We start from the raw sequence: 23385 nt of genomic DNA, 5'->3' as shown, positions 1-23385 counted from the left end.
CACAACGCCCTCACTCCGCCGACACGGGCTGTACGGGAGGTTGCATGGGGGGCTGCACCGCCGTCAGCGTCTCCAGCAGCCGCTCGATCTCCTCGGCCGGGATGGGGCGGCTGAACAGGAAGCCCTGGTAGCTTTCGCAGGCCAGATCGCGCAGCAGCTGCAACTGCTCCTGCGTCTCCACCCCCTCGGCGATCACCGACAGGCCCAGGCTGCGGCCGAGACCGACGATGGCGCGCGGGACCGACGCGTCGCTGGCGCCGGTCGACAGGTCGTGGATGAAGGAACGGTCGATCTTCAGCTTGTCGATGGGCAGGCGGTGCAGGTAGCTGAGGCTGGAATAGCCGGTGCCGAAATCGTCCAGCGCGATCAGCACGCCGCGCTGCTTCAACGCCGCCAGGGTGGCCGCCGCGGACTCGACGTCGTCGATCAGCGTGCTTTCCGTCACCTCGATCTCCAGCTCGCAGCCGCTGAGGCCGTTGGCATCGAGCGCGCGGGCGACCTTGACCGGCAGCTGCCCGTCGCGGAACTGGGCGCCGGAGACGTTGACCGCCACCGGGATCGACAGGTCGAAGCGCTGGCGCCAGCGCCGGATCTGGGCGCAGGCCTCGAACAGAACCCAGTCGCCCATCGCCAGGACCAGCCCGGTCTCCTCCGCCACCGGCAGGAAACGGCCGGGCAGGATCAGCCCCTCCTCGGGATGGCGCCAGCGGACCAGCGCCTCCAGCCCGACCATGCGGCCGGTCAGGGTGTCGACCTGGGGCTGGTAGACCAGGAAAAGCTCGCCCTCGCGGATCGCCTGACGCAGCGCGCCCTCCAGATCCATGCGCTCGCGCGATTTGGCGCCCATCTCCTTGGTGACGAAGCGGAAGCCGTTCCGCCCCTGCTCCTTGGCATGGTACATGGCGATGTCGGCGCAGCGGATCAGCCCTTCGGGATCGTCGGCGTCGTCCGGGTACAGGCTGATGCCGATGCTGGGCGTCACCACGAAATTCTGGCCGCCGACGGCAAAGGGGCTGGCCAGATGCGCCACCACCTTCTCCGCCACGCGGGCGGCGTCGAGCGGCTCCGCCACCCGGCGGACGACGATCAGGAACTCGTCGCCGCCCAGCCGGCCGACCGTGTCGGATTCCCGCAGGCCCGCCTGGAGCCGGCGCGCCACCGAGCGCAGGACCTCGTCGCCGAAGCTGTGGCCGAGGCTGTCGTTGATCACCTTGAAGCGGTCGAGGTCGATGAACAGAACCGCCACCTTGCTGCCGTCGCGCCGCCCCTCGCGCAGCGCCTGGGCGATGCGGTCGTAGAGCAGGACGCGGTTGGGCAGGCCGGTCAGCGCGTCGAAATGGGCGAGATACTGGATGTGCTGCTCGGCCCGCCGCTTCTCGCCAATGTCCTCGGCGAAGGCGAGCACGAATTTCAGCGCCCCCCCGGCGGTGACCGGCTGGAAATGCAGGCTGAAATGGCTGCGCCGGCCACCCAGCAGCAGGGGCTGGTCGGATTCGAGCTTGCCGCTCTCGCCATGCAGCGCCGCCTCCAGCGCGAAGACCGACGCCTGGTCGCCGAAGCGCAGCCGGGCATCGGTGCCGAGCAGCCCCTGCCGCGGCAGGCCGGCGGCGCTGGCGAAGGCCGGGTTGCAGTCCATCACCAGCCCGTCGGTGCCGACCAGCGCGATGCCCAGCGGCGCCTGGGTGAACAGCTGCTGCCGCTCCGCCTCCTGCAGGCGCAGCGAGGCGGTCATCTCGCCGGCCAGCTCGACCGCGCGGGAATGGATCACCAGCACCATGCGCAGGACCAGCGACAGCGCGATGCTGAGCGCGATGCCGACCGCCAGCAGGGCGCCGGGCACCCAGTCATGGGCGGTGATCACGCCGTCGGGAAGGTTGTCGTAACGGACGGTCCAGATGCGCCCGCCGACCGGCAGCTCGCGGTCCAGGCTGATCGCGGGCGCGGTCTCCAGCAGGCGGTGGCTGCGGTAGAGCGGAAACTCGGCCTCCGCCGGCGGCACGTCGTAGATCTCGAGGCCGGTGTCGGGACGCTGGCTGTCGATCAGCCCGTCGACCAGCGGGCCGATCCGGACCGGGGTCAGCACCACGCCGGTGAAGGAGGCGCGGCGCGCCTCCAGCGACGGCGGCAGGGGGTCGCCGCGGTAGGTCGCCTGAAACAGGATGAAGGCGGGCCTGGCCCCCGCCGCCTCGTCGATCTTCAGGGTGATGGCGCGGGTGGCGGCCGGCTCGCCGCTGTCGCGCGCCCGCTCGACGGCCGAGCGCCGCACCGCCTCCGACATCAGGTCGAAGCCGATGGCCCGCACATTCGCCTCGTTGACCGGGGCGGTGAAGATGTTGACCACCCGGTCCGCCCCGGCATGCTCCGGCCAGATGCGGAAGGCCGTCAGGCCGGAGGCCCGCATCGACGCCACCAGATCGCCCGACCGGCCGGCCGCGACGGCGCGGGCATAGGCGATGGAGATGATGCCGGGATAGCGCTGCGGCATGTCGAGCGCCTCGACGAAGCGGCTCCACTGCGTCCAATGCAAATCGGGGAAGGTCATCGCCAGCGAGGCGGCGCTGCGCGCCACCTGCTCGTAGACCTTGATGCGGTCGGCCAGCTGGCCGTGGATTTCCTCGACCCGGGCGGAGAAGCGGTGCGCCTCCTCGCGGCCCAGCAGGCGCTCGGACTGGAGCATCGCCAGCAGGGACAGGCTGGCGCCGACAATCAGGGCCAGCAGGGGGACGGCCACCGGCACGTGGAGATTGCGCAGAAAGCGGCGGGCTGTCGGGTTCGGGCCGGAGGCCGACGGGCTGTCCGCAACGGGATCTGCCTTGGGATCGGCTGCCGGTTCCGGCATCAGAACTCCTCTAGAATCTTCGGGCTGGTCAGCAGAAGCGTTTCGATCATGCCGAGGATCTGTTCGATCTTGCTGCGGGTGGCGTCCAGCTCGTCGGCCATCCTGTCGTCGATGCCGGCTTCCATCAGCATGGTGTCGAAGGTGTGCAGGGTCTCGTTGAAGGCCTTCTGTTCCGCGACCAGAACGTCGAAGGCGCCCAGCGAGGCGGTCAGCGCCAGCGGCGGGTCGCTGACGAAGGAATGGCTGATGTCGGTGAAGATGGCGATGGCACTCAGCTTCTGCCGCAGCACCCATTGCGGGAAATTCGACGGCAGCTCCTTGCCGGCGATCTCCAGCCTTTCCTGGATCGAGAAGATCAGGCCCTGGATGTCGAGATAGGCCGCCCGGATTTCGCGGAAGCGCGGAAAGGTCTTCGGCTTGCCGGCGGCACGCAGGCGGGCCAGCGCGGCGATGTCCTCGGTCAATTTGCGGGCCATCCGAAGAACGACGTCCGTCACCTTCGACATCACACGCCTCCGCTCAACGGACCGCCCCCGCGCATCGCCTGATCCGGACCGCCGCTTTGACGGTCCGGAGGCCAGACTACACCAGTTTCTACCACGAACGTTAGTGTTGCCGGCTGATCGCCATGCGGCGACGTGCCGCCGCGGCGGATCAGAAGCCGACCGCGGACGCCGGCGTGGCGCCGGCCGCAGCACCGCCCGCAACACCGCCCGCCGGGCCGGCCTTGTCGAGGTCGTCGAGCAGCTCGATCACCTGCCGGGACGACCGCTCCACCTCCGCCACCTCGGCCAGCGCGCGCTCCATGTCGCCGTCGGCGAAGGCGCGGGCTGCCGCCTTGCCGTGGTCGTGGACGTCGCGGTGCGGGGTTTCCAACCGGCCGAAGGCGGGATGGGCGCGGTAGGCCAGCGAGGACGGGCCGTAATACCATTTGCCCAGCCGGCAGGCCTCGTGGCTCGCCAGCTCCTCCGGCCGCAGGGTCTCCAGCCCGACCAGCATGTCGGCCAGCCGCTTCTTCCAGATGACGTGGTCGACCTTGGCGATCTTGATGATCTTGCCCGGCACGTCCTGCTCCAGCAGCAGCGACAGCTGGCTGCCCAGCATGCTTTCGACACCGCGCGTCGCCTGGACGCTGCGCAGGATCGCGGCACTGTTGGCGGCGCTGCTTTCGGCGATGCGCGCCGTGCCGGAGGCGACCTCGTTGGCGGCGGCCGACTGCTGGGTCAGGATGCCGGCGATGTCGGCCATGCGCTGCCGGTTGAGGCCGATCTGGCCGCCGATGTCGGCCATGCTTTCGCTGACGGCGCGGATCGCGTGCTGTCCGGCATCGACGGCGCGCGTACCCTCCTCCATCGAGGTGACGATGGCGCTCATCTCCGCCTTCAGCGCGTCGATGCGCAGGCGGATGTCCTCCGTGGCGCGGGCGGTCTGGTTGGACAGGCCCTTCACCTCGCTGGCGACCACCGCGAAGCCCTTGCCGGCCTCGCCCGCCCGTGCCGCCTCGATGGTGGCGTTCAGCGCCAGCAGGTTGGTCTGCTTGGCGATGGCCTCGATGGTGGAGACGATCTCGGCGATGCGTTCGGAGGCGATGGACAGCTCGCCGACACGCCGGGCGGCCCCATCCACCGCGCCGGCGATCTCCTCCATGCGCCTGACGGCGTCGTCGACGGTGCGGCCGCCGTCCGCCGCCACCGCCTGGACTTCGGCGGCCTGATCGGCGATGTCGCGGGTGCGCCGGCCGATCTCCTGGATGCCGGTCACCGTTTCCTCGGTCGCCGCGGCGATGCCCTGCGACTCGTGGTCCACCGCCTGGAGCTGCCCGACCATCTGCGCGGTCGCCACCGCGGAGTCGTTGATGGCGATGGCGGCGTCCACGGTCCGGTCCATCAGCTGGCCGGCGAGCTTCACGAACTCCGCCCCCTGCGACGCGGCATCGGCCTGCGGGCCCAAGCCGGCGAGCGTGCGGCCGATGTCGCAGGCCACCGCACGCGCCACCGCCGCGGCGGAGCGGCGCGCCGTCCCCCGCCGCCAGAACAGGGCGTCCTGAACCAGGGCCAGCAGATCGCCGAGCATCAGGCCGTAGGCGGCGGTGCAGCCGGCCGGCGTCAGGCCGATGCGGCCGTAGGCATCGCCCAGGGCGCGGCAGCGTTCGGCATGCTGCGGAGTGCCGGCATCCTGGAACATCCGGCGCCAGTGATCGGTCAGCTCCGCCTGCAGGCGGGTGAGATCGGGCTTCGGCTCGACGGTCAGTGCCGCGTGGGCGAGGAAACCGCCGGCCAATGCAGGAAGGCGGTCGAGGGCGACCCGGCCGATGCCGGCAAGCAATCCCAACTCTTCCTGTCCCAGTCCGAAATCATCCCCGTCCAACCGCCGGCCAGCGCCACCACTCATTCTTTCATCCACCACGCCATGCGTGGCGCAAGATCATTCCCGCGCCACCCGTCAAGATTGAAAGAATTTTACCAAAAATTGTCGTCCATGACAAGTTTGAGGCAATCCGGTTAAAACAAGCGGCGGTTGCGAACAGTCTCCGGGAAGACTAATAGTCTATCCCGGATATTTTCCGTTTGCTTCGTTGAGAACCGCCGACTCTTTGCCAATGCTTCGCCGAAGGCGGTCAGGGGGCACAAAGAGACCCGATTGCGTCGGCGAGAAGGCCGCTGAGCGACAGGGCGTTGGAGGGGTGTGGCACGCCGTCGCAGGACAGCGGGCTGCCCAACCCTTCCGCCACGAAACGCTCGGCAACGATGTCGCCGAACAGGGCATGGACGCCATAGACCTGCACCCGGCTGGCCCCCAGGACCCGCGCCGCGCGGGCGCAGGAGAAGATCGTCTCGCCGGAGCTGATGACGTCGTCGACGATCACCACCGGCCGGCCATGGATCGGCGCGTCGGGGGGAAGCGCCACCGTCACGTCGCGGTCGCCGCGCCGCTCCTTGCGGCCGACGATGCCGGTCAGGCCGAGCGGGCCGGCCACCGCCTCCACCAGCGGGGCGGATTCCTCGTCCGGGCCGACGATGACGGTGCCCGACGCCACACCGTTCGCCCGCAGATGCTCGGCGATGGGGGTGCCGCCGCTGAGTGCTGCGGACGGGCGGCCGACGAAAACCTCGTCCAGCGTGTGGGTGCGGTGCAGATGCGGCTCGACGCAGACGAAACGGTCGAAACAGCGGCCGAGCCAGTCGCCGACCACCGTCTGGCTGACCGGCTCGCCCGGCCTGAAGATGGCGTCCTGGCGCATGTAGGCCATGTAGGGCGCCACCAGGCAGAGGTCGGTCGCCCCCTGGCGCCGCAGCACCGAGGCGGCGAGCGTCAGCTCGACCAGCTTGTCGTTCGGGCGGTCGAGCGAGCGGTAGACGATGGCGCGCTCCACCGGCTCCGGCAGCCGGACCAGGCTTTCGCCGTCGGGGAAGCGGTGCAGCTCGGCGATGTGGCAGGGGATCTCCAGCGCCTGGGCCAGACGGCGCGCGGCGTCCGCCGATTCCGGAAAGCCATAGACGGCCGTGTAGTTGCCCGTATTGCGGGCCATGCCCCTTCTCCCTCTACCACCTTGGACGGCGGCAAGCTTGGCGCAGGCGGTACGGGTGGGTCAATCACGGCAAAAGGCGGCATGGCGGACGGCGGTATGGCGAAAGGCCAGGAGTGCCGGCCTAATCGCCACCGGCCTGCGTCCCATCAGCCTGCGTCCCATCGGCCTGTACCGCCGGCCGCTTGTCCTCCTCGGCCTCGTCCGCGTCCGACGCGGCGGGATCGACATGGATGCTCTCGGCCTTGCGCGCCAGCAGCTGGAAGGCGCCCAGCCCGACGACCAGCAGCGTTACCACACCCAGCAGCATCACCGGATAGATGATGGCGGAAATCTCGCTGGTGCGCGCCTCGAACACCAAAACCAGCCCCTCCAGGCTGGCGGCGATGATGATCGTGGTCAGGAACTTGGTCAGGGTGCGGCGGGCCTCGTCGGCGCGGCGCAGCTCGCGTTCGCGGACGATCTCCTCCTCGTAGAGGTATTTGGCGATCTCGAACACCGCGATGGCCAGCACGATCATCCCCACCCCGTCCAGCATGGCCGAGGTCAGGACGGCGCTGTCCAGCGCGACCACCCCCTCCACCACCGTCAGGGCCGACAGGGCGATGAACATCATGGCGAACAGGCCGAGCGTCGCCGCCGCCAGAAAATACATCACGCGTGACGCCGATTCGAACATCGCCCTCGCCTTCCTGCAAGCTGGTCCTTGGCAGTGTCAACGCGCGAGGCCGCCGGTCCGCCCGGATGGCCGCCGCGGATTCATCGACGCTGCCGGGGAACCTCTTTAGAGTGGCGGCGACCTGCCGCCCCTCTTCCGGTTTTCCACTCCATGACGCCTCTGCCCTCCCAGACCCCCTCCCCGTCCCCCTCCCCCGACCCGTCTCCCGACCGGCCCCGCAACGCCGTGGTGGCGAGTGCCGCCTATTGCGACGGACGTCGCATCGCCGAGGTGCCCATCGGCGAGGCGGGCGCCTGGGCCGCGAAGGATGGGCATTTCGTCTGGATCGGCCTGTGGGAGCCGGACGAAGCCCTGCTGATGGAGGTGAAGCGGCAGTTCGGCCTGCATGAGCTGGCGGTGGAGGACGCCCTGCACGCCCACCAGCGGCCGAAGCTGGACGTCTATGGCGACAGCCTGTTCATGGTCCTGCGCACCGCCCGGCTGGAAAAAGGCGAGCTTGTGCTGGGCGAAACCCATGTCTTCGCCGGCCGCGGCTATGTCGTCACCGTGCGGCATGGCGCCTCGACCAGCTATTCGCCGGTGCGGGCACGGGCGGAAAGCGCGCCGCAGCTTCTGAAGCATGGTGAGGACTTCATCGTCTACACCATCATGGATTATGTGGTGGACTGCTACTTCCCCGTGCTCGACCAGATGGCCACCACCGTGGACGAGTTGGACGCCATGCTGATCGTCCGGCCGCCGACCATGGGGGAGATCGAGAGCATCCACCGCCTGCGCCGCGACCTGGAACGGCTGCGCCGCAACGCCTCGCCGATGCTGGAGGTCTGCTCGCGGCTGGAGCGCTTCGACCTGCCGATGATCGACCAGGCGATCCGGCCCTATTACCGCGACGTGCAGGACCATGTGATCCGCGTCAACGAACAGATCGGCTCGCTGCGCGAGGTGCTGTCCTTCGCCTTCGAAACCAGTATGATCCTGGCGACCGCGCGGCAGAACGACGTGACGCGCAAGCTGGCCGCCTGGGCCGCCATCCTCGCCGTGCCGACGGCCGTCGCCGGCCTCTATGGCATGAACTTCGAGCATATGCCGGAGCTTCACTGGCGGTACGGCTACCCGGCGGTGCTGGCGGCGATCGCTGTGGTCTGCACCGCGCTGTATGTCCGCTTCCGGCGGACCGGATGGCTGTGACGGCGGTAGGGATCGGGATGGCTTGGTTCCGGCCGGCTCGCTTGAAATGGTTGGTTTTGGAGTTTGGTGACGGACATGACCGACGCGACGAACACGCTGCGCGCCCTGCTGGACGCCTATCTGCGCTGCCCGGTGGAGGCCGCGCGCACGGACCTGGAACAGGCGCTGCGCGGCTACCAGACCGACTGGATCCGCGCCCGTGCCGGGGCCGACGCCCCGCCGCTGCCGGTTGCCGCACCGGCACCGGCACCGGCCGCCAAGCCGGTGGCGAAGCCGCGCTTTCCCATCGCGTCGGCCGACCTCGACGTTCTGAAACGGCTGGCCGACGGCTGGGCCGGCACCACCGCCGAGGTGACGCGCTGGGCCTGGTTCGAGAACCGCGAACTGGTCGGCCTGGAGCCGAACCCGGCCGGCGAAGGGCCGGAGGTGCTGCGCCTCACCCCGCTCGGCTGGGCCGCCATCGGGCGGATGCCGCCGGGCTGAGGGCAATAGACCGGATCGCAACCGGACTGGTCGCAACTGGACTGGGCGCCCCTCAATTCACCTGCGGCAACGCGAAAATCTGGCCGGGATAGATCATGTCCGGGTCGCGGATCTGCTCGCGGTTGGCGGTGTAGATGGTGGTGTAGAGCATGCCGTCGCCATAGGTGCGGCGTGCCAGCCGCCACAGGCTGTTGCCGGGCTGGACGACGACGTTGCGCCCATCGCTGGCGACCGGCATGGCGGAGACCTGGACCGGCAGCTCGGCCCGCGACACCACCTTGCCGGACAGGGTGACCTGATCGGCGCGCAGGGTGTAGAGGCCGGGGTCGATCAGCTTTTCCGGGGTCAGGCGCCAGTTGCCCTTGGGGTCGCTGTGGGCGCTGCCGACGAGGATGTTGTCGAGGTAGAGCTGCACCGCGCTGTTCGGCGCCGCCCGTCCGCCCAGCGCCACCCGGCCGGCGGGATCGTAGTCCATCGTCTCCACCGAGACGCCGCCCGGCGGCGCGGGCGCGCCGTTGTCGGGAAGCGGCGGGGCCTGCAGGACAGAGCTGCCGCCCATGGCGGGGGCCGTGCCGGCCAGCCCGTCGCGCGGCACCGCCACCGCGACCGGAGCCGCCGGAGGGGCCGACTCGGATCCGGGCTTCGCCGCGGGTTCCGGCACCATCACCACGACCACCTTGTCGGCGGGAAGCGGGACGTCGGCGCCGGGGCGGGTCTCGGTCAGGTTCAACTCGCGGGTGCCGGGCGACAGCGGCTTGTCGGGCAGCATCACCCATTCGCCGCGCTGGTCGGCCTTGGCCGAGGCGACGCGGGTGCCGCCATCGGTGACCGTCACCTCCGATCCGGGGGCGGCACGGCCGGCCATCACCGTCGCCCCGTCCGGCGCCACCCGCACCACGTCGAAGCTGGGTGCGGCGGGCTTCGCCGGTTCCCTGGCCGGTTCCGGCGTTGCCGCAGGCGTTGCCGGGGCGGCCTTCTGCGTGTCGGTGCGCGTCGCCGTCTGTGCCGGCACCGGTGCCGCCGTGGAAACGGCGGCCGGAGTCGCCGGCCCGGGCGCGGGTTTCCCGGCGGGCCAAAGGGCGACCGCCGCCGCCCCACCCATCAGAGCCACGCCCAAAGCTGCGAACAACGCGTTTCGTTTCACCTGAGCACCCATCCGGCGGCCCGCCGCAATGGCAGGATGCCTGACTATAGCAGAAGGACAGGTCGCAAAAGAATGGCGCCGTTGGAGCGGAACCCTCCGCCAATCGGGCTGGATTGCCCGAACGGATCATGAGTCCGCACCAATTCGGCGCCTGTTGCAGCGAAGACTCACTCCTTCGCCGGCACCGTCCGCAGATAGGCGACGATGGCAGCGCGGTCCTCGGCGGTCAGCTTGGAGGTGGTGTTGCGCACGACCTCGCCCATCGCGCCGCCGGCGACATCGCCGTCGGGGGTCAGGCCGGCTTCGAGGAACAGCGACAGGTCGCCGTCCGACCAGTCGCCGATCCCCTTGCCCTTGGCCTTGGAGCCGGTGATCCCCGGCACCTTGTCGTTGTCGGGCCCCTGCGGGTTGCCGGCGAGGTAGCGGTCGGCATCGAGCCCGCCGAGCTGCGTGCGCGGGCTGTGGCATTCGGCGCAATGGCCCAGCGCATCGACCAGATAGCGCCCGCGGTTCCAGGCCGGCGGCCTGGCCGGGTCGTCGGCGACCGGGCCGGGGGTCAGGTACATCCACTGCCAGACCGGCACCAGGAAGCGCCAGGAGAAGGGCGGCGACAGGTCGTGCGGCTTGTTGGCGGTGGATGCCGCCGGCAGGCTGAGCAGATAGGCCTTCAGATCCAGCAGGTCGCGGTCGGTCATCCGCGTGTAGCTGGCATAGGGAAAGGCCGGGAACAGGGCGGCACCGTCCGGCCGCACGCCCTCGCGCACCGCGCGGATGAAGTCGGCGTCGCTCCAGCGGCCGATGCCGTTGACCGGGTCCGCGGTGATGTTCGGGGTGTAGAAGGTGCCGAACGGGGTCGCCAGCGCCCGGCCGCCGGCCAGCGGCTGGCCGCCGCCCTTCTCGTCGGTGTGGCAGCCGAGGCAGCCGGCGGCGTTGAAGATGTAGGCGCCCCGGCCGACGGCGTCCTTTGCAGCGTCGCCCGCGGGCACATCACCGGCAGCACGCGCACTGCCGCCCGCGAAGGCGAGCGGCAGCAGCATCGCAACGGCGGTCAGGACGCGCCGCACCGGTCAGTTCTTCTTGACGCGGAAGTCCTCGTGGCAGCTCCCGCAGGTCTTGGAGGTGGCGCCGAGCGCCTGGGCGATCTGCGCGCGGTCGCCGGTCTTGATGGCGGCGTCGAGCTTCTCGGCCGCGGGCTGGACGGCGCTCCAGTATTTCTGGGTCTCGGCCCAGCTCTTCCACAGCTCCGGCTTGGCGGCGCTGTCGGCCACGCCGACGGCGGTGCCTTCGGGGAAGATCTTCTTCGGATCCATCTTGGACACCGCCAGCACGGCTTCCGCACCCTTGGCCGCATCCTCGGCGGTGGCGCCCTCGTTCTTCACGAACTTGGCGACGGCGCCCATGCCGCCGCCCAGCTTCTTCATGGTCTGCTGCCGGTCCTTGACCTGCTCGGCCGGATCGGCGGCACCGGCGGTCCCCGCCGACATGCCGAACAGCGTGAACATCAGACCGGCGACGGATGCCGCCGCAAGAACATTGACGACCCGGTTGCTCATGTGGTCCCTCCCGATGATGCCGTGGCTTAACGGTGCCTGTGCCGCTGTTGACGCGCCGCCCCCGCCCGATATTCCATGGCATTCGCCAGATTTTTTCCGGCCGCGCTTCCGATGGGTGGCGGCGGCGAGAAAGGTTGACCCGCGATGAAGAGCCTGTCGTCCGTTTGCGTCTATTGCGGTGCGTCGTCCCGTGTCGCCGATGTCCACAAGGAAGCCGCCCACGCGCTGGGCGACGGGCTGGCGCGGCGCGGCATCCGCATGGTCTATGGCGGCGGCCGGGTCGGGCTGATGGGCATCGCCGCCGACGCCGCGATCGCCGCCGGCGGCGAGGTGGTCGGCATCATCCCCGAACACATCCAGTCGGCGGAGATCGAGCACACCGGCCTGACCGAGCTGCACGTCGTCGACAGCATGCACACCCGCAAGCGCATGATGGTGGAGCGGTCGGACGCCTTCGTCATCCTGCCGGGCGGCCTGGGCACGCTGGACGAGGCCTTCGAGATCCTGACCTGGAAGCAGTTGCAGCTGCACGACAAGCCCATCGTCATCGCCGACGTCGACGGCTACTGGCGCCCGCTCCTGGGGCTGATCGACCATATGGTCGCCCAGGGCTTCGCCCGCATCGACCGCTCCGCCCTCTACCGCGTCGCCGACCACGTCGACGGCGTGTTCGAGGCGCTGGGGGCGATGCCCGACGCGGCGCATCCGGCGCAACCCAGGAAAATGTGAGGCCCCGGAAGCTCTGAGGCGCGGTCTTTAAGGCGCCATCGGCGCTTCCCGCGGTTATCCCCAGACTTCCCAAGCTGTGGATAACTTCTGTGCACAGCTTTTGTGGAGGGTCACCCACCCTTCGCAGGGCGTTCCCGTTCTGTTTCTGATACTGTGTCCTCCATGAGCAACCAGACCTCATCGCTGTTCGATCCCCGCCCCTCCGCCGCGGTCAAGCCGACGGCGGAATACCGAACGCCCCCCAACAACGAGGAGGCGGAGCAGGCGCTGCTGGGCGCGATCCTGGTCAACAACAAGGCCTATGAGAAGGTCGGCGAGTTCCTGCGCCCGGAGCATTTCTACGATCCGGCCCACCAGCGCATCTTCGCCGCCATCACCAAGATGGTCGACCGCGGCCAGATCGCGAACCCGGTCACGCTGAAGGCCCTGTTCGACAACGATCCCGAACTGGCGGTCGAAGGCGGCAGCGCCTATCTGGCGGAACTGGCCGCCAACGTGGTGACGGTGGTCAATGCCGGCGACTACGGCAAGACCATCCACGACCTGTTCATCCGCCGGCAGCTGATCGAGGTCGGCACCGACATGGTGAACGAGGCGTACCGCCACGACCTCGACATCACGGCACTCGACCAGATCGGCGAGGCGGAGAAGCAGCTGTTCGACCTCGCCTCCACCGGCGACGTGCAGGGCGGCTTCGTGGCCTTCGGCGAGTCGGTCAAGCACGCCATCACGACGGCGGAGGCGGCCTTCCGCCGGTCCAGCCACGTCACCGGCGTCACCACCGGCCTGATCGACATCGACCGCAAGCTGGGCGGCCTGCACCCGTCGGACCTGATCATCCTTGCCGGCCGCCCCTCGATGGGCAAGACGGCGCTCGCCACCAACATCGCCTTCAACGCCGCCAAGGCGCACATGCGCTCCTCCGGCGAGGAGGGCGGCGTCGTCGGCTTCTTCTCGCTGGAAATGTCGGCGGAACAGCTGGCCACCCGTATCCTCGCCGACGAGGTGCAGGTGCCCGGCGACAAGATCCGCCGCGGCGAAATCCGCGACACCGACTTCCCGAAATTCGTCCAGGCCAGCCAGGATCTGGCGCGCTGCCCCTTCTATGTCGACGACACGCCGGCCCTGTCGGTCGCCGCGGTGCGCACGCGCTGCCGCCGGCTGAAGCGGACCTCGGGCCTCAGCATGGTGGTGGTCGATTACCTCCAGCTGCTGCGCGGTTCGTCCTCGCGCGGGGCGGAGAACCGGGTGCAGGAAATCTCGGAGATCACCCGCGGCCTGAAGGCCATCGCCAAGGAGCTGGACGTGCCGGTGGTGGCGCTGTCGCAGCTGAGCCGTGCCGTGGAGCTGCGCGAGGACAAGCGCCCGCAGCTGGCCGACCTTCGCGAATCGGGCTCCATCGAGCAGGACGCCGACGTCGTGATGTTCGTTTTCCGCGAACAGTATTATCTTGAGCGCGCCGAGCCGTCGCGCCGGCCCGACGAGAGCGACGACAAGTTCAACGACCGCTATCAGCGCTGGCAGCAGCGCCTGGGCGAGGTGCACAACACCGCCGAGGTGATCATCGCCAAGCAGCGTCACGGTCCGATCGGCACCGTCCGTCTCTACTTCGACGGCCAGTTCACCAAGTTCGGCGATCTCGACCAGCATCACCAGACCGACGAGTGACCAGAGTGACGAGCGATCTCAATCCGCGTGCCGGCGCCATTCTCACCGTGGATGTGGGCGCCGTCGTCGCCAATTGGACGCAGCTGCGCGACCGGGTGGCCCCGGCGGAGTGTTCCGCCGTGGTCAAGGCCGACGCCTATGGGCTGGGGGTGACGCGGGTGGTGCCGGCGCTGGCATCCGCCGGCTGCCGGACCTTCGTCGTCGCCCAGCTGGAGGAGGCGCTCGCCGTCCGCCGGGCGCTGGAGCCGGTGGCACCCGAGGCGCAGGTCTTCTCGCTGGGCGGGCTGCCGCCTGGGTATGAGGGCGATTTCCTCGCCGGCCGCATCCTGCCGGTGCTGAACCACCTGGGCGACATCGCGGCGTGGCGGGCCTTCGCCGTCTCGCGCGGCGAGGTTCTGCCGGCGGTGATCCACATCGACACCGGCATGAACCGGCTTGGCCTCGGCCCCGACGAGCTGGACGAGCTGGCCGGCCATCCGGAGTGGCTGGAGGGCATCGACGTCCGCTATTGGATGACCCACCTCGCCTGCGCCGACGAGTTCGACAACCCGATGACCGGGGAGCAGCTCGACCGCTTCCGCGGCGCGCTGGCCCGGCTGCCCAAGGCGAAGGCCAGCTTCGCCAACTCGTCCGGCATTTTCCATGGGCCGGACCATCACTTCGACCTCGCCCGGCCGGGCTGCGCGCTCTATGGCGTGAACCCGACGCCGCACCTGCCCAACCCGATGCGCGGCACGGTGCGGCTGGACGCGCGGCTCTTGCAGGTGCGCAACTGCACGGCGCCGATGACGGTCGGCTATGGCGCCGCCCACAAGGTGACCGGCCCGGCGCGGATCGCCACCATCGGCGTCGGCTATGCCGACGGCTATCTGCGCTCGCTGAGCGGCAAGGGGCATGTCTTCCTCGACGGCGTCGCAGCACCCATCGTCGGCCGCATCTCGATGGACCTCATCACCATCGACGTGACCGGACTGCCGGAGAGCGTGGCCCAGGCCGGCCGCATGGTCGAGCTGATCGGCCCCAGCCGTCCGGTCGACACGGTGGCGAATGAGGGCGGCACCATCGGCTATGAGGTCCTGACCTCGCTCGGCCGGCGCTATCACCGGGTTTATGTGGGTGGGTGACCCAATTCCCCTCTCCCCCCCGGGGAGAGGGTCAGGGTGAGGGGGATGCGTGGCGAGGATTCCCGCGAAGGCACGCGGTGCATCCCCCTCACCCTCCCCACTTCGTGGGTCCCCTCCCTCTCCCCGGGGGGGAGAGGGCGAGATCGCCGCGACGACCGACTCCGCCCACCATTGCAAAGTCCAAGGATGACCTAGCCGTTCATCGGTGCTATGACCGCATCGCCCAAATGAGTCTCAAACCAAGGATGCGGTCCGACTGATGGGTTTCCTTGCCGCCACCGGCCGGGCCTTCCTGATCTTCCTGGAAGCGACCGGACGCCTTGCCCTGTTCACCGGGTCCGCCCTGTCGCACTGCGTGCGGCCGCCGTTCTATCCGCGCCAGATCCTGCGGCAGATGATCGACATCGGCTATTACTCGCTGCCGGTGGTCGGGCTGACCGCGCTGTTCACCGGCATGGTGCTGGCGTTGCAGAGCTACAGCGGCTTCTCCCGCTTCCAGGCGGAGGGCGCCATCGCCACCGTCGTCGTGCTGTCGATCACCCGCGAGCTGGGGCCGGTGCTGGCCGGCCTGATGGTCGCGGGCCGCATCGGCGCCGCCATGGCGGCGGAGATCGGCACCATGCGGGTGACCGAGCAGATCGACGCCCTGTCCACCCTGTCGACCAACCCGCACAAGTATCTGGTGGCGCCGCGGCTGATCGCCGGGCTGACCATGGTGCCGCTGCTGGTCATCGTCGCCGACATCATCGGCGTGTTCGGCGGCTTCCTGGTCGGCGTCTACCGGCTGGACTTCAACGCCGCCAGCTACATCAACCGCACCTGGGAATTCCTCCAGCCGGTCGACGTGATTTCCGGCCTGGTCAAGGCGGCGATCTTCGGCTTCCTGATCGCGCTGATGGGCTGCTACCACGGCTACCACTCCAAGGGCGGCGCCCAGGGCGTCGGGGCTGCGACCACCAACGCGGTGGTGTCGGCCTCGATCATGATCCTGGTGTGGAACTACCTGATCACCGGCCTCTTCTTCTCGACCAAGTGAGCGCCACCGCATGACCGTTCCCAAGATCGCGCTCAAGAACGTCACCAAGCATTTCGGCCCGAAGAAGGTGCTGAACGGCATCGACCTGGAGGTGGCGAAGGGCGAGTCTCTGGTCGTCATCGGCGGGTCGGGCACCGGCAAGTCGGTGATGCTGAAGAGCATCCTCGGCCTGCTGACGCCGGATTCCGGCTCGATCCAGGTCGATGGGCAGGAGACGACCCGGCTGCGCTCGCGCGAGCGCGAGAAGCTGCTGCACAAGTTCGGCATGCTGTTCCAGGGTGCGGCCCTGTTCGACAGCCTGAAGGTGTGGGAGAACGTCGCCTTCGGCCTGATCCAGGGCGCGCACATGCCGCGGGCCCAGGCCAAGGAGATCGCCGTCGCCAAGCTGGGCGCCGTCGGCCTCACCCCCGACGTGGCGGAGCTGTCGCCCTCGGAGCTGTCGGGCGGCATGCAGAAGCGCGTCGGCCTCGCCCGCGCCATCGCCGACGAGCCGGAAATCATCTTCTTCGACGAGCCGACGACCGGCCTCGATCCGATCATGGCCGACGTCATCAACGAGCTGATCGTGCAGTGCGTGAAGGATCTCGGCGCCACCGCGGTCACCATCACCCACGACATGGCGTCCGCCCGCAAGATCGCCGACCGCATCGCCATGATCTACCAGGGCCGGATCATCTGGACCGGCCACGCCCGCGACATCGACAATTCGGGCAACGCCTATGTCGACCAGTTCGTCCATGGCCGGGCGGACGGGCCGATCAAGATGCAGATCAAGGCGCTCTAGACTCTGTCTGATGCTTATTGAAGCATCAGACAGAGTCTAAGCTTTTGGTTTTCCGTGTGATTCACGCTTCAAGCGATACCGCTTCAAGCGATCACACTCTAAAGCGGAACAATCGCGGGATTTGCCGGTTACCGGACGGGGCTCCTCAATGCCCCGTTCCCCGGAGGTGACCTCCCGTGAGTGTGCAGCCCGCGACGTCCCAGGACTTCGACATCGACGAGGTCTTCCGCCGCCTGCGGGTCGCGGTCGCGCCCTATCCCAAGGCGGCGATGTTCGAGCTGCGCGACCGCGGCTATGCCACCCCGTTCCAGCAGCTGGTCGCCAGCCTGATTTCCGCCCGCACGCGGGACGAGACGAGCCTGGAGGTCGCCGAACGGCTGTTCGCCGTCGCCGGCACGCCGGCCGCCATGGCCGCCCTGCCGGAGGAGCGGCTGGTGGAGCTGCTGCGCGGCGCCACCTTCCCGGAACCCAAGGCGCGCGACATCCGCGCGCTGTCCCGCCGCATCGTCGAGGAGCAGGACGGCGAGGTGCCCGACACGCCGGACGGTCTGATGCGCTTCCATGGGGTGGGGCCGAAGATCGCGGCGCTGACGCTGGCGGTCGGCTTCGGCATCCCGGCGCTGGCCGTCGACATCCATGTCCACCGCATCGCCAACCGCTGGGGCTATGTGCAGGCACGCACGCCGGAAAAGACGATGGCCGCGCTGCTGGCGGTGCTGCCGAAACGCTATTGGGTCGAGATCAACGAGCGGCTGGTGCCCTTCGGCAAATGGGTGTGCACCGGCGAACGGCCGCGCTGCTCGACCTGCCCGCTGCTGTCGATGTGCGCGCGGGTCGGCGTGACCGACTCACGCTAGAGTGCGATCGGTTCAAGCGGAATCGCTTGAAGCGTGAATCACACGGAAAACCAAACTCTAACTCTGCGGGCTGACGCGTCCGATTGATGCAGATCCTGGCGGGATGCCGGGCGGCTGGCTAGAAGAGCGCCGGAATTCGGCTTTTCGAGGCTCCCGCGATGATCGTCTACGCCCTGCACTGCGCCTGCGGCCATGATTTCGACCAGTGGTTCGACAACATGGCCGATTACGACACCAAGAAGGCTGCCGGCATCCCCTGCCCGTCCTGCGGCGGCACCGAGGTCGCCAAGGCCATCATGGCGCCGCGCGTCGGAAAGTCCCAGCCGGCGCCCGCCCCCGCCTGCGGCCCCGGCGGCTGCGGCGGAGGCGGCTGCCCGATGATGATGTGAGGGCGGCGGCGCTCAGCGCCGCCGGGCTTCCGCCGTCAGCCGCGGGCCGGTGGTCAGTTCCTCGCGGCGGCGGGGGGTGCCGAAGCTCGGCTCGACGCGGTTTTCACGAGGCCGGTCGTCGCCGGCCGGCGTCCGGCTGAGCGGATCGACGCCGCGGCCGCTGCGCCACCAGGCGAAGCCGATGCCGCCCAGCGTCGCGGCGATCAGGCCAGCCACACCGGCCCGCGCGGTGTTGGACTGCCAGATCGAAGGGGCAGCGCCGACCGCCGCCGGCTCCTCGACCGGGGCCGGCTTGCCGTCCGGCGTGGTCGCCGCCACCGCTCCGCGGGGTGCCGCCTGCGGAACAGGCCCTTCGGACGTATTGGACGATGGGGGGGCCGACTGGTTGGCCGCCGGGGCATTGGCTGACGGGCGCGGCGCGCTTTGGGGCGCTGCGCTTGCAGCCGGCGCCGATGGGCGGGCCGACGGTGCCGCAGCGGGCGCGCTGGCCGAGGACGACGCGGAGGAGGAAGACGACGAAGACGAGGAATGGGAGGACGGCGACGACACCGGGGCGCCGCCGAACTGGGCCATGCCGCCGACGCTCTCGTTGCCGGATTCGACCCGGCCGGTCGGGGCGGCGCGCGGCGCCACCTCCTTGTCGTGGCGGGTCTGGCCGACCTGGCTCTTGGACAGGCTGCCCATGGTCGGCGCGGCCTTGCTCTCGCGCTCGCCCATCATCTTGGCGATGGTGGCCTGGTCGAGGTTGCCGGTGGCGGGAAGGCCCGCCGACTTCTGATAGGCGCTGAGCGCGGACCGGGTTTCCGGCGTCATCTGGCCCTTGGCCCGGCCGCCGATGTTGTAGCCCTTGTCCTTCAGGATGGTCTGCGCCCACTGGATGTCGGCGACCGACGCCTCGGCCCATGCCGGGCCCGGCGCTCCCACCGTCAGGGCCGAAACCACCAGTGCCACCGCCGCCACCGCGGCGCCACCATGCACCCGCCGCGAAATCCCAGACATTGCCTCTCCCTCCGTCCGTGACATCAGACCGACTTCAGAGCCACGACACTCCCCCGAATCGGGGACCTGGATCGTGTTACCAGATTGCGTCCGATTCCCGGCGGCGATTTTTCGGCGTCTGCCTTGTCAGCCGCGCAGCGTTGCCGAAAAGGCGCGTTCCCGGAAATGGTGCGCGAAAATGGATCGGAAAGGGCCGGACGTGGTAGCGTCAAATCGGGGGCGAAAAAGGAACAGGACGCACGCCATGACCGGGACCACGACCGGGACCGATACCGCAAGCCCGCGACTCCTGCCGGCCTTGCCGATGCTGGCCGTCCTGTCGGCCGTGGCCCTGCTGTCCGGTTGCAGCAGCCCGCCGGCCTACCGCGAGTGGACCGCCAGCCCGGACGTGCCGACCGTCGCCTATGACGAATGCACCGAGCAGGTGGACACCACCATGCGCCTGCGCGGCTATCCGCTGCGCCCGCTGCCGGAAACGCCGCAGTTCGGCTATCGCAAGGAAATCTTCGCCCAGTGCATGCGCCGCAAGGGCTACACGGCGGAGTGAGGCTCTACCGTCCACCGGCGAAGTGCAGATAGACGAGGCCACCCGCCAGCGTGCCGATCAGGATCACCGCCAGATAGATGCGCAACGGCAGGGCGACGGGCTCCACAGCCTTGCGCTTGCTGCCCGGCTTCCGCCCAGGCGCCGCAGCCGGCTTCGGCGCCGGCCTGACCCGGCCGCCTTGGGTGGGGCCGCCTTGGGTCGGATCGTACAGCTCGATCAGCGTCCAGTTGAACTCCATGCCCTCATAGCCGGAGTCGGCGTTGTAATCGAGCTGGATCAGCCGGAAATAGGCCCGCGGGTTGACGCCGACCATCCGGTCGAAGCGCGCCTTGGCATGGGCCAGCTCCTCCCCCACCTCCAGCGTCTTCCAGCCCTTGCCACGCGCCTTCTGGATGGCGAATCGGGTGGGCTGTTGCGGGCGGGGGGACGGCATGGGTCACGGGGGGTCTGGGCTGATTGGTCGCAGGGTATCACGAACCGGCCGCCATGCTATCGTTCCGCGATGCGAATCCAGACGATCTTCGCCCATCCCCTGCCGCAAAGTTTCGCCGCCGCCGTCCATCGCACGGCGGTGTCCGCCTTGCGCGCATCCGGCCACGAGGTCGTGGAAACCGACCTCTATGCCGAAGGCTTCGCACCGGCACTGACCGTGGCCGAACGCTCCAGCTACTTTTCGCCCGACTACGATGCCTCGGCCGTGGCCGGTCTCGTCGAGCGGCTGCGCTGGTCGGAGGGGCTGGTTTTCTGCTACCCGCACTGGTGGTTCGACCAGCCTGCGATCCTCAAGGGATATATCGACCGCGTGTGGGGGCCGGGCATCGCCTTCCGGCATGATCGCGACGGCGGCCGTATCCTGCCGCTGCTGACCGGACTTCGGACGGTAGCGGTACTGACCAGTTTCGGATCGCCCTGGTGGCTGACGGAACTCTATATGCGCAATCCCGCCCGCCGCATTTTCAAGAATGGCGTGCTGACCGCCTGTGCTCCGCAAGCGAAGCTGCGCTATCTCGCTCACTACGACATGGATCGCTCCACCGAAGCCAGCCGGAAGCGTTTCCTCGACCGGGTGGACGACTCGATGCGCTGCTTCGCCTGACTCTCCCTTGTTCAGACCAGCGGAACGGCGTTGTTGCGGATGACCGAGGCGTACCAGTCGTAGCTGGCCTTCGGCGTGCGGGCCATCGTCTTGCGGTCGACCTGGACGAGGCCGAAATGGCGGCGGTAGCCCTCCGACCATTCGAAATTGTCCAGCAGGGTCCAGGCCATGTAGCCCTTGAGGTTGCAGCCCTCGTCGATCGACTTGGCGGCGGCCAGCAGATGGTCGCGCAGGTAGGCGATGCGGTCGCGGTCCTCGACCCGGCCGCTGGGGCCGACGCTGTCGGGGTAATCGGCGCCGTTCTCCGTCACATAGACCGGCGGGTTGCCGTATTTCTCCTGCAGCTCGGCCAGGATCTCGCTGAGGCCGTCCGGCTCGACCGGCCATTCCATGCCGGTCTTGCGCGTGCCCTCGGGCGCCGAGCCGTAGCCGGTGCCGAACAGCCCCTGCCCGTCCGGCTGCTGGTGCATGCGGCTGTAGTAATTGACGCCGAGGAAATCGACCGGCTGCTTGATGCGGGCCAGATCGTCGGGCTTGGCGATGCGGGTGAACTCGGCCTCCAGCTGCTCCGGGAAGCGGCCCTTGAACAGCGGGTCCAGGCAGGAGCGGTTCCACAGCGCATCCCACATCAGCGAGGCGGGATAGTTCGAGTCGAGCCCGCCGACCGGCCAGGAGGGCTGGAGCGACAGCACGGTGCCGAGCCGCCAGTTCCTGCCGCCGGCCTGGCGCAGCGCCGCGATCGCCGTGCCCTGGGCAAGGTTCTGGTGGTGGATCGCCTTCAGGCAGTTCTGGCGGCCGGTCATCCCCGGCGCATGCCCGCCGGTGCCGTGGCCGAAGATGGCGACCACCGACGGCTCGTTCAGCATCGCCCAGTTGCGGGCGCGGTCGCCCAGCCGGGCGGTCACCGCCAGCGCGTAGTCGGTGAACCACCCGGCGATGTCGCGGTTGGTCCAGCCGCCCTTGTCCTGCAACGCCTGCGGCAGGTCCCAATGGAACAGGCAGGGCCAGGGCTGGATGCCCTTGGCCAGCAGCGTGTCGGTCAGCCGGTCGTAGAAATCCAGCCCCTTGGCGTTCACCGCCCCGGTGCCCTGCGGCATCACCCGCGGCCAGGCGATGGAGAAGCGGTAGGCCTTCATCCCGGCCTTCGCCATCAGATCCACATCCTCGGCATAGCGGTGGTAATGGTCGCAGGCGACGTCGCCGGTGTCGCCGTTGGCGATCCGCCCGAAGGAATGGCTGTAGGTGTCCCAGACGCTGGGTCCGCGCCCATCCTCGGCGACGGCGCCCTCGATCTGGTAGCTGGAGGTCGAGACGCCCCACAGGAAGTCCATCGGGAAGGACACCGACGGGACCGCGGCGGGAGCGGCCCCGGGAGCAGCCAGGACGGCCGGACGGCTCAGCGCCGCCAGGGCGCCGGTGCCGGCCGCGGTGACCGCGGTCGCCTTCAGGGCCGTCTTCAGGAAAGTCCGCCGCTGCATCGCCTGCTTCTCCAAAGTCATACCGGTTCCGCGCGCCCGGTTCCGCAGCCGCGCACTGTATGCAGTCCAACGGCGTTGGCAACCGGGTGATTACCCCAAGCCCCGATTCCGTCGCCATAGGCGCGGGCCGGATGCTGGGATATAGTGAGCCCCATGCAGACTCTCTTCCCCATCCTGATGGTCATGGCGATGCTGGCGGTGGTCGGCTCGCTGTTCGTCGGCCTCTTCTTCATGGCCCGCGGCGGGAGGGGCGACCCGCGCCGCTCCAACAAGGCGATGCGGCTGCGCGTGATGCTCCAGGGTGCGGCCCTGCTGCTGTTCGTCCTCGCCATCCTGACCCAAGGCTGACGCTTCCCCATGGTAAAGCTGACCAAGATCTACACGCGCGGCGGCGACGCCGGCGAAACCTCGCTCGGCGACGGCAGCCGGGTGCCGAAGGGCGACCGCCGCGTCGCCGCCTACGGCACGGTGGACGAGGCGAACGCCGTCATCGGCATGGCGCGCCTGCACACCCGTGATTGGCCGGACGCCGACGCCATGCTGGGCCGCATCCAGAACGATCTGTTCGATCTGGGCGCCGACCTCTGCACGCCGGAGGAGGAGGAGCCGAAATACCCGCCGCTCCGCATCGTCCAGGCCCAGGTCGACCGGCTGGAGGCGGAGATCGACGCGATGAACGCCGGTCTGGCGCCGCTGACCTCCTTCATCCTGCCCGGCGGCTCGCCGGCCGCGGCCCATCTGCATCTGGCCCGCACCGTCGTGCGCCGGGCGGAGCGGCTGATGACCGATCTGGCGCGGCACGAGCCGGTGACCGCGGCGGCGCTGAAATACGTCAACCGGCTGTCGGACCACCTGTTCGTGCTGAGCCGGGTGGTGAACCGCAACGGGGCGGACGACGTGCTGTGGGTGCCGGGCGCCAACCGCTGAGCAGGCGCATTCCGATTGGCGCCGTGCAGTCTCCCCTGCCGCGACAACCGGGCCGGCACATGAGGCCACCCGCGCGTCCGGCGCGTCATTGACAGTGGTATTTCCAGATCCTATGGTCCGTTCGCAACCACAGCAATTTTCGCGGTGTTCGCCGTAACAGGCGCGCGCTCAGCAGCCAGGGTGAGTTATGAAAGTCCTCGTCCCCGTTAAGCGAGTGGTCGACTACAACGTGAAGATCCGCGTCAAGGCGGATGGCAGCGGCGTCGAGACCGCCAACGTGAAGATGAGCATGAACCCCTTCGACGAGATCGCCGTCGAAGAAGCCGTGCGCCTGAAGGA

24 protein-coding genes and 1 pseudogene are annotated in these 23385 nt (G+C 69.0%); 14 read left to right on the top strand and 11 right to left on the bottom strand.

All coding sequences use genetic code 11. From position 1 onward, the window contains the following. Window positions 1-10 precede the first annotated feature (10 nt). From CRT60_RS03985 to CRT60_RS03965, 5 genes are all read right to left on the bottom strand, one after another. Window positions 11-2839 (bottom strand): bifunctional diguanylate cyclase/phosphodiesterase, encoded by a 2829-nt coding sequence (locus tag CRT60_RS03985; RefSeq protein WP_098735164.1) that lies wholly within the window; start codon window positions 2837-2839, stop codon window positions 11-13. Then, window positions 2839-3345, bottom strand: coding sequence for a hypothetical protein (locus CRT60_RS03980; RefSeq protein ID WP_098735163.1), 507 nt, complete (start codon window positions 3343-3345; stop codon window positions 2839-2841). Before CRT60_RS03980 ends, CRT60_RS03985 begins: the two co-directional genes overlap by 1 nt. Window positions 3346-3493: 148 nt before the next feature. After that, the gene (locus tag CRT60_RS03975; RefSeq protein WP_098735162.1) at window positions 3494-5230 is read right to left on the bottom strand and encodes a methyl-accepting chemotaxis protein; all 1737 of its coding nucleotides are present in this window, start codon (window positions 5228-5230) and stop codon (window positions 3494-3496) included. 226 nt (window positions 5231-5456) lie between these two features. Beyond that, a complete protein-coding gene (gene prs, locus CRT60_RS03970; RefSeq protein WP_098735161.1) occupies window positions 5457-6368 on the bottom strand; it encodes a ribose-phosphate diphosphokinase in 912 nt (303 codons plus the stop codon). A 121-nt stretch (window positions 6369-6489) separates the two neighbouring features. Further along, window positions 6490-7044, bottom strand: coding sequence for a hypothetical protein (locus CRT60_RS03965; RefSeq protein ID WP_098735160.1), 555 nt, complete (start codon window positions 7042-7044; stop codon window positions 6490-6492). A gap of 150 nt (window positions 7045-7194) precedes the next feature. On the opposite strand from CRT60_RS03965, the gene corA reads away from it, so the two are divergent. Together corA and CRT60_RS03955 are read left to right on the top strand one after the other, a co-directional pair. Then, window positions 7195-8232: a magnesium/cobalt transporter CorA gene (gene corA, locus CRT60_RS03960; RefSeq protein ID WP_098735159.1), complete on the top strand. Its 1038-nt coding sequence runs from the start codon at window positions 7195-7197 to the stop codon at window positions 8230-8232. 75 nt (window positions 8233-8307) lie between these two features. Continuing rightward, window positions 8308-8715: a hypothetical protein gene (locus CRT60_RS03955; RefSeq protein WP_098735557.1), complete on the top strand. Its 408-nt coding sequence runs from the start codon at window positions 8308-8310 to the stop codon at window positions 8713-8715. A gap of 52 nt (window positions 8716-8767) precedes the next feature. Here CRT60_RS03955 and CRT60_RS03950 read toward each other — a convergent pair whose 3' ends face one another. The 3 genes from CRT60_RS03950 to CRT60_RS03940 form a co-directional block, all read right to left on the bottom strand. Next, the gene (locus tag CRT60_RS03950; RefSeq protein WP_244592253.1) at window positions 8768-9727 is read right to left on the bottom strand and encodes a LysM peptidoglycan-binding domain-containing protein; all 960 of its coding nucleotides are present in this window, start codon (window positions 9725-9727) and stop codon (window positions 8768-8770) included. A 299-nt stretch (window positions 9728-10026) separates the two neighbouring features. Continuing rightward, window positions 10027-10923 carry a c-type cytochrome gene (locus CRT60_RS03945; protein ID WP_098735157.1) on the bottom strand — a complete coding sequence of 299 codons (897 nt, stop codon included), beginning with the start codon at window positions 10921-10923 and terminating at the stop codon, window positions 10027-10029. A gap of 3 nt (window positions 10924-10926) precedes the next feature. Then, complete coding sequence (locus CRT60_RS03940) at window positions 10927-11412, bottom strand: c-type cytochrome (RefSeq protein WP_098735156.1); 486 nt, start codon at window positions 11410-11412, stop codon at window positions 10927-10929. A 144-nt stretch (window positions 11413-11556) separates the two neighbouring features. Between CRT60_RS03940 and CRT60_RS03935 the strand changes: the two genes are divergently transcribed. The 7 genes from CRT60_RS03935 to CRT60_RS03905 all read left to right on the top strand — a co-directional run bounded on the left by CRT60_RS03935 (window position 11557) and on the right by CRT60_RS03905 (window position 17999). Further along, window positions 11557-12141 (top strand): LOG family protein, encoded by a 585-nt coding sequence (locus CRT60_RS03935; protein ID WP_098735155.1) that lies wholly within the window; start codon window positions 11557-11559, stop codon window positions 12139-12141. A 162-nt stretch (window positions 12142-12303) separates the two neighbouring features. Further along, window positions 12304-13809 carry a replicative DNA helicase gene (locus tag CRT60_RS03930; protein WP_098735154.1) on the top strand — a complete coding sequence of 502 codons (1506 nt, stop codon included), beginning with the start codon at window positions 12304-12306 and terminating at the stop codon, window positions 13807-13809. Window positions 13810-13814: 5 nt separating this feature from the next. After that, entirely contained in the window at window positions 13815-14933 is a 1119-nt protein-coding gene (gene alr, locus CRT60_RS03925) for an alanine racemase (RefSeq protein ID WP_098735153.1), read from the top strand. Window positions 14934-15192: 259 nt separating this feature from the next. Next, window positions 15193-15969, top strand: a complete 777-nt coding sequence (locus CRT60_RS03920; protein ID WP_098735152.1) for an MlaE family ABC transporter permease — start codon at window positions 15193-15195, stop codon at window positions 15967-15969. Window positions 15970-15979: 10 nt separating this feature from the next. Next, on the top strand, window positions 15980-16753 hold the full coding sequence (locus CRT60_RS03915) for an ABC transporter ATP-binding protein (RefSeq protein ID WP_098735151.1): 774 nt from the start codon (window positions 15980-15982) through the stop codon (window positions 16751-16753). A gap of 176 nt (window positions 16754-16929) precedes the next feature. Then, complete coding sequence (locus tag CRT60_RS03910) at window positions 16930-17610, top strand: endonuclease III domain-containing protein (RefSeq protein WP_244592252.1); 681 nt, start codon at window positions 16930-16932, stop codon at window positions 17608-17610. A gap of 158 nt (window positions 17611-17768) precedes the next feature. Continuing rightward, on the top strand, window positions 17769-17999 hold the full coding sequence (locus CRT60_RS03905) for a DUF1178 family protein (RefSeq protein ID WP_098735150.1): 231 nt from the start codon (window positions 17769-17771) through the stop codon (window positions 17997-17999). Between the two features lie 12 nt (window positions 18000-18011). Here CRT60_RS03905 and CRT60_RS03900 read toward each other — a convergent pair whose 3' ends face one another. After that, entirely contained in the window at window positions 18012-18998 is a 987-nt protein-coding gene (locus tag CRT60_RS03900) for a peptidoglycan-binding domain-containing protein (protein ID WP_098735149.1), read from the bottom strand. A 244-nt stretch (window positions 18999-19242) separates the two neighbouring features. Between CRT60_RS03900 and CRT60_RS03895 the strand changes: the two genes are divergently transcribed. Next, window positions 19243-19545, top strand: a complete 303-nt coding sequence (locus CRT60_RS03895; RefSeq protein ID WP_244592251.1) for a hypothetical protein — start codon at window positions 19243-19245, stop codon at window positions 19543-19545. 4 nt (window positions 19546-19549) lie between these two features. Here the strand turns inward: CRT60_RS03895 and CRT60_RS03890 are convergent, their stop codons facing one another. Further along, window positions 19550-19978, bottom strand: coding sequence for a hypothetical protein (locus CRT60_RS03890; protein WP_098735148.1), 429 nt, complete (start codon window positions 19976-19978; stop codon window positions 19550-19552). A 69-nt stretch (window positions 19979-20047) separates the two neighbouring features. On the opposite strand from CRT60_RS03890, the gene CRT60_RS03885 reads away from it, so the two are divergent. After that, window positions 20048-20641, top strand: a complete 594-nt coding sequence (locus CRT60_RS03885) for an NAD(P)H-dependent oxidoreductase (RefSeq protein ID WP_098735147.1) — start codon at window positions 20048-20050, stop codon at window positions 20639-20641. An 11-nt stretch (window positions 20642-20652) separates the two neighbouring features. On the opposite strand, the gene CRT60_RS03880 is transcribed toward CRT60_RS03885, so the two are convergent. Further along, window positions 20653-22140 (bottom strand): GH1 family beta-glucosidase, encoded by a 1488-nt coding sequence (locus CRT60_RS03880; protein WP_244592250.1) that lies wholly within the window; start codon window positions 22138-22140, stop codon window positions 20653-20655. A gap of 132 nt (window positions 22141-22272) precedes the next feature. On the opposite strand from CRT60_RS03880, the gene CRT60_RS03875 reads away from it, so the two are divergent. From CRT60_RS03875 to CRT60_RS36815, 3 genes and pseudogenes are all read left to right on the top strand, one after another. Continuing rightward, a complete protein-coding gene (locus CRT60_RS03875) occupies window positions 22273-22467 on the top strand; it encodes a twin transmembrane helix small protein (protein ID WP_098735145.1) in 195 nt (64 codons plus the stop codon). Between the two features lie 9 nt (window positions 22468-22476). Beyond that, a complete protein-coding gene (locus CRT60_RS03870) occupies window positions 22477-23046 on the top strand; it encodes a cob(I)yrinic acid a,c-diamide adenosyltransferase (protein WP_098735144.1) in 570 nt (189 codons plus the stop codon). Window positions 23047-23233: 187 nt separating this feature from the next. Then, a pseudogene (locus CRT60_RS36815) lies at window positions 23234-23385 on the top strand (electron transfer flavoprotein subunit beta/FixA family protein); the annotation flags it as partial.

This window comes from Azospirillum palustre, from assembly GCF_002573965.1.
Taxonomy (GTDB): Bacteria; Pseudomonadota; Alphaproteobacteria; order Azospirillales; family Azospirillaceae; genus Azospirillum; species Azospirillum palustre.
Note: the sequence above shows the minus strand (reverse complement) of the source record. Positions and strands in the feature narration are given on the sequence as shown.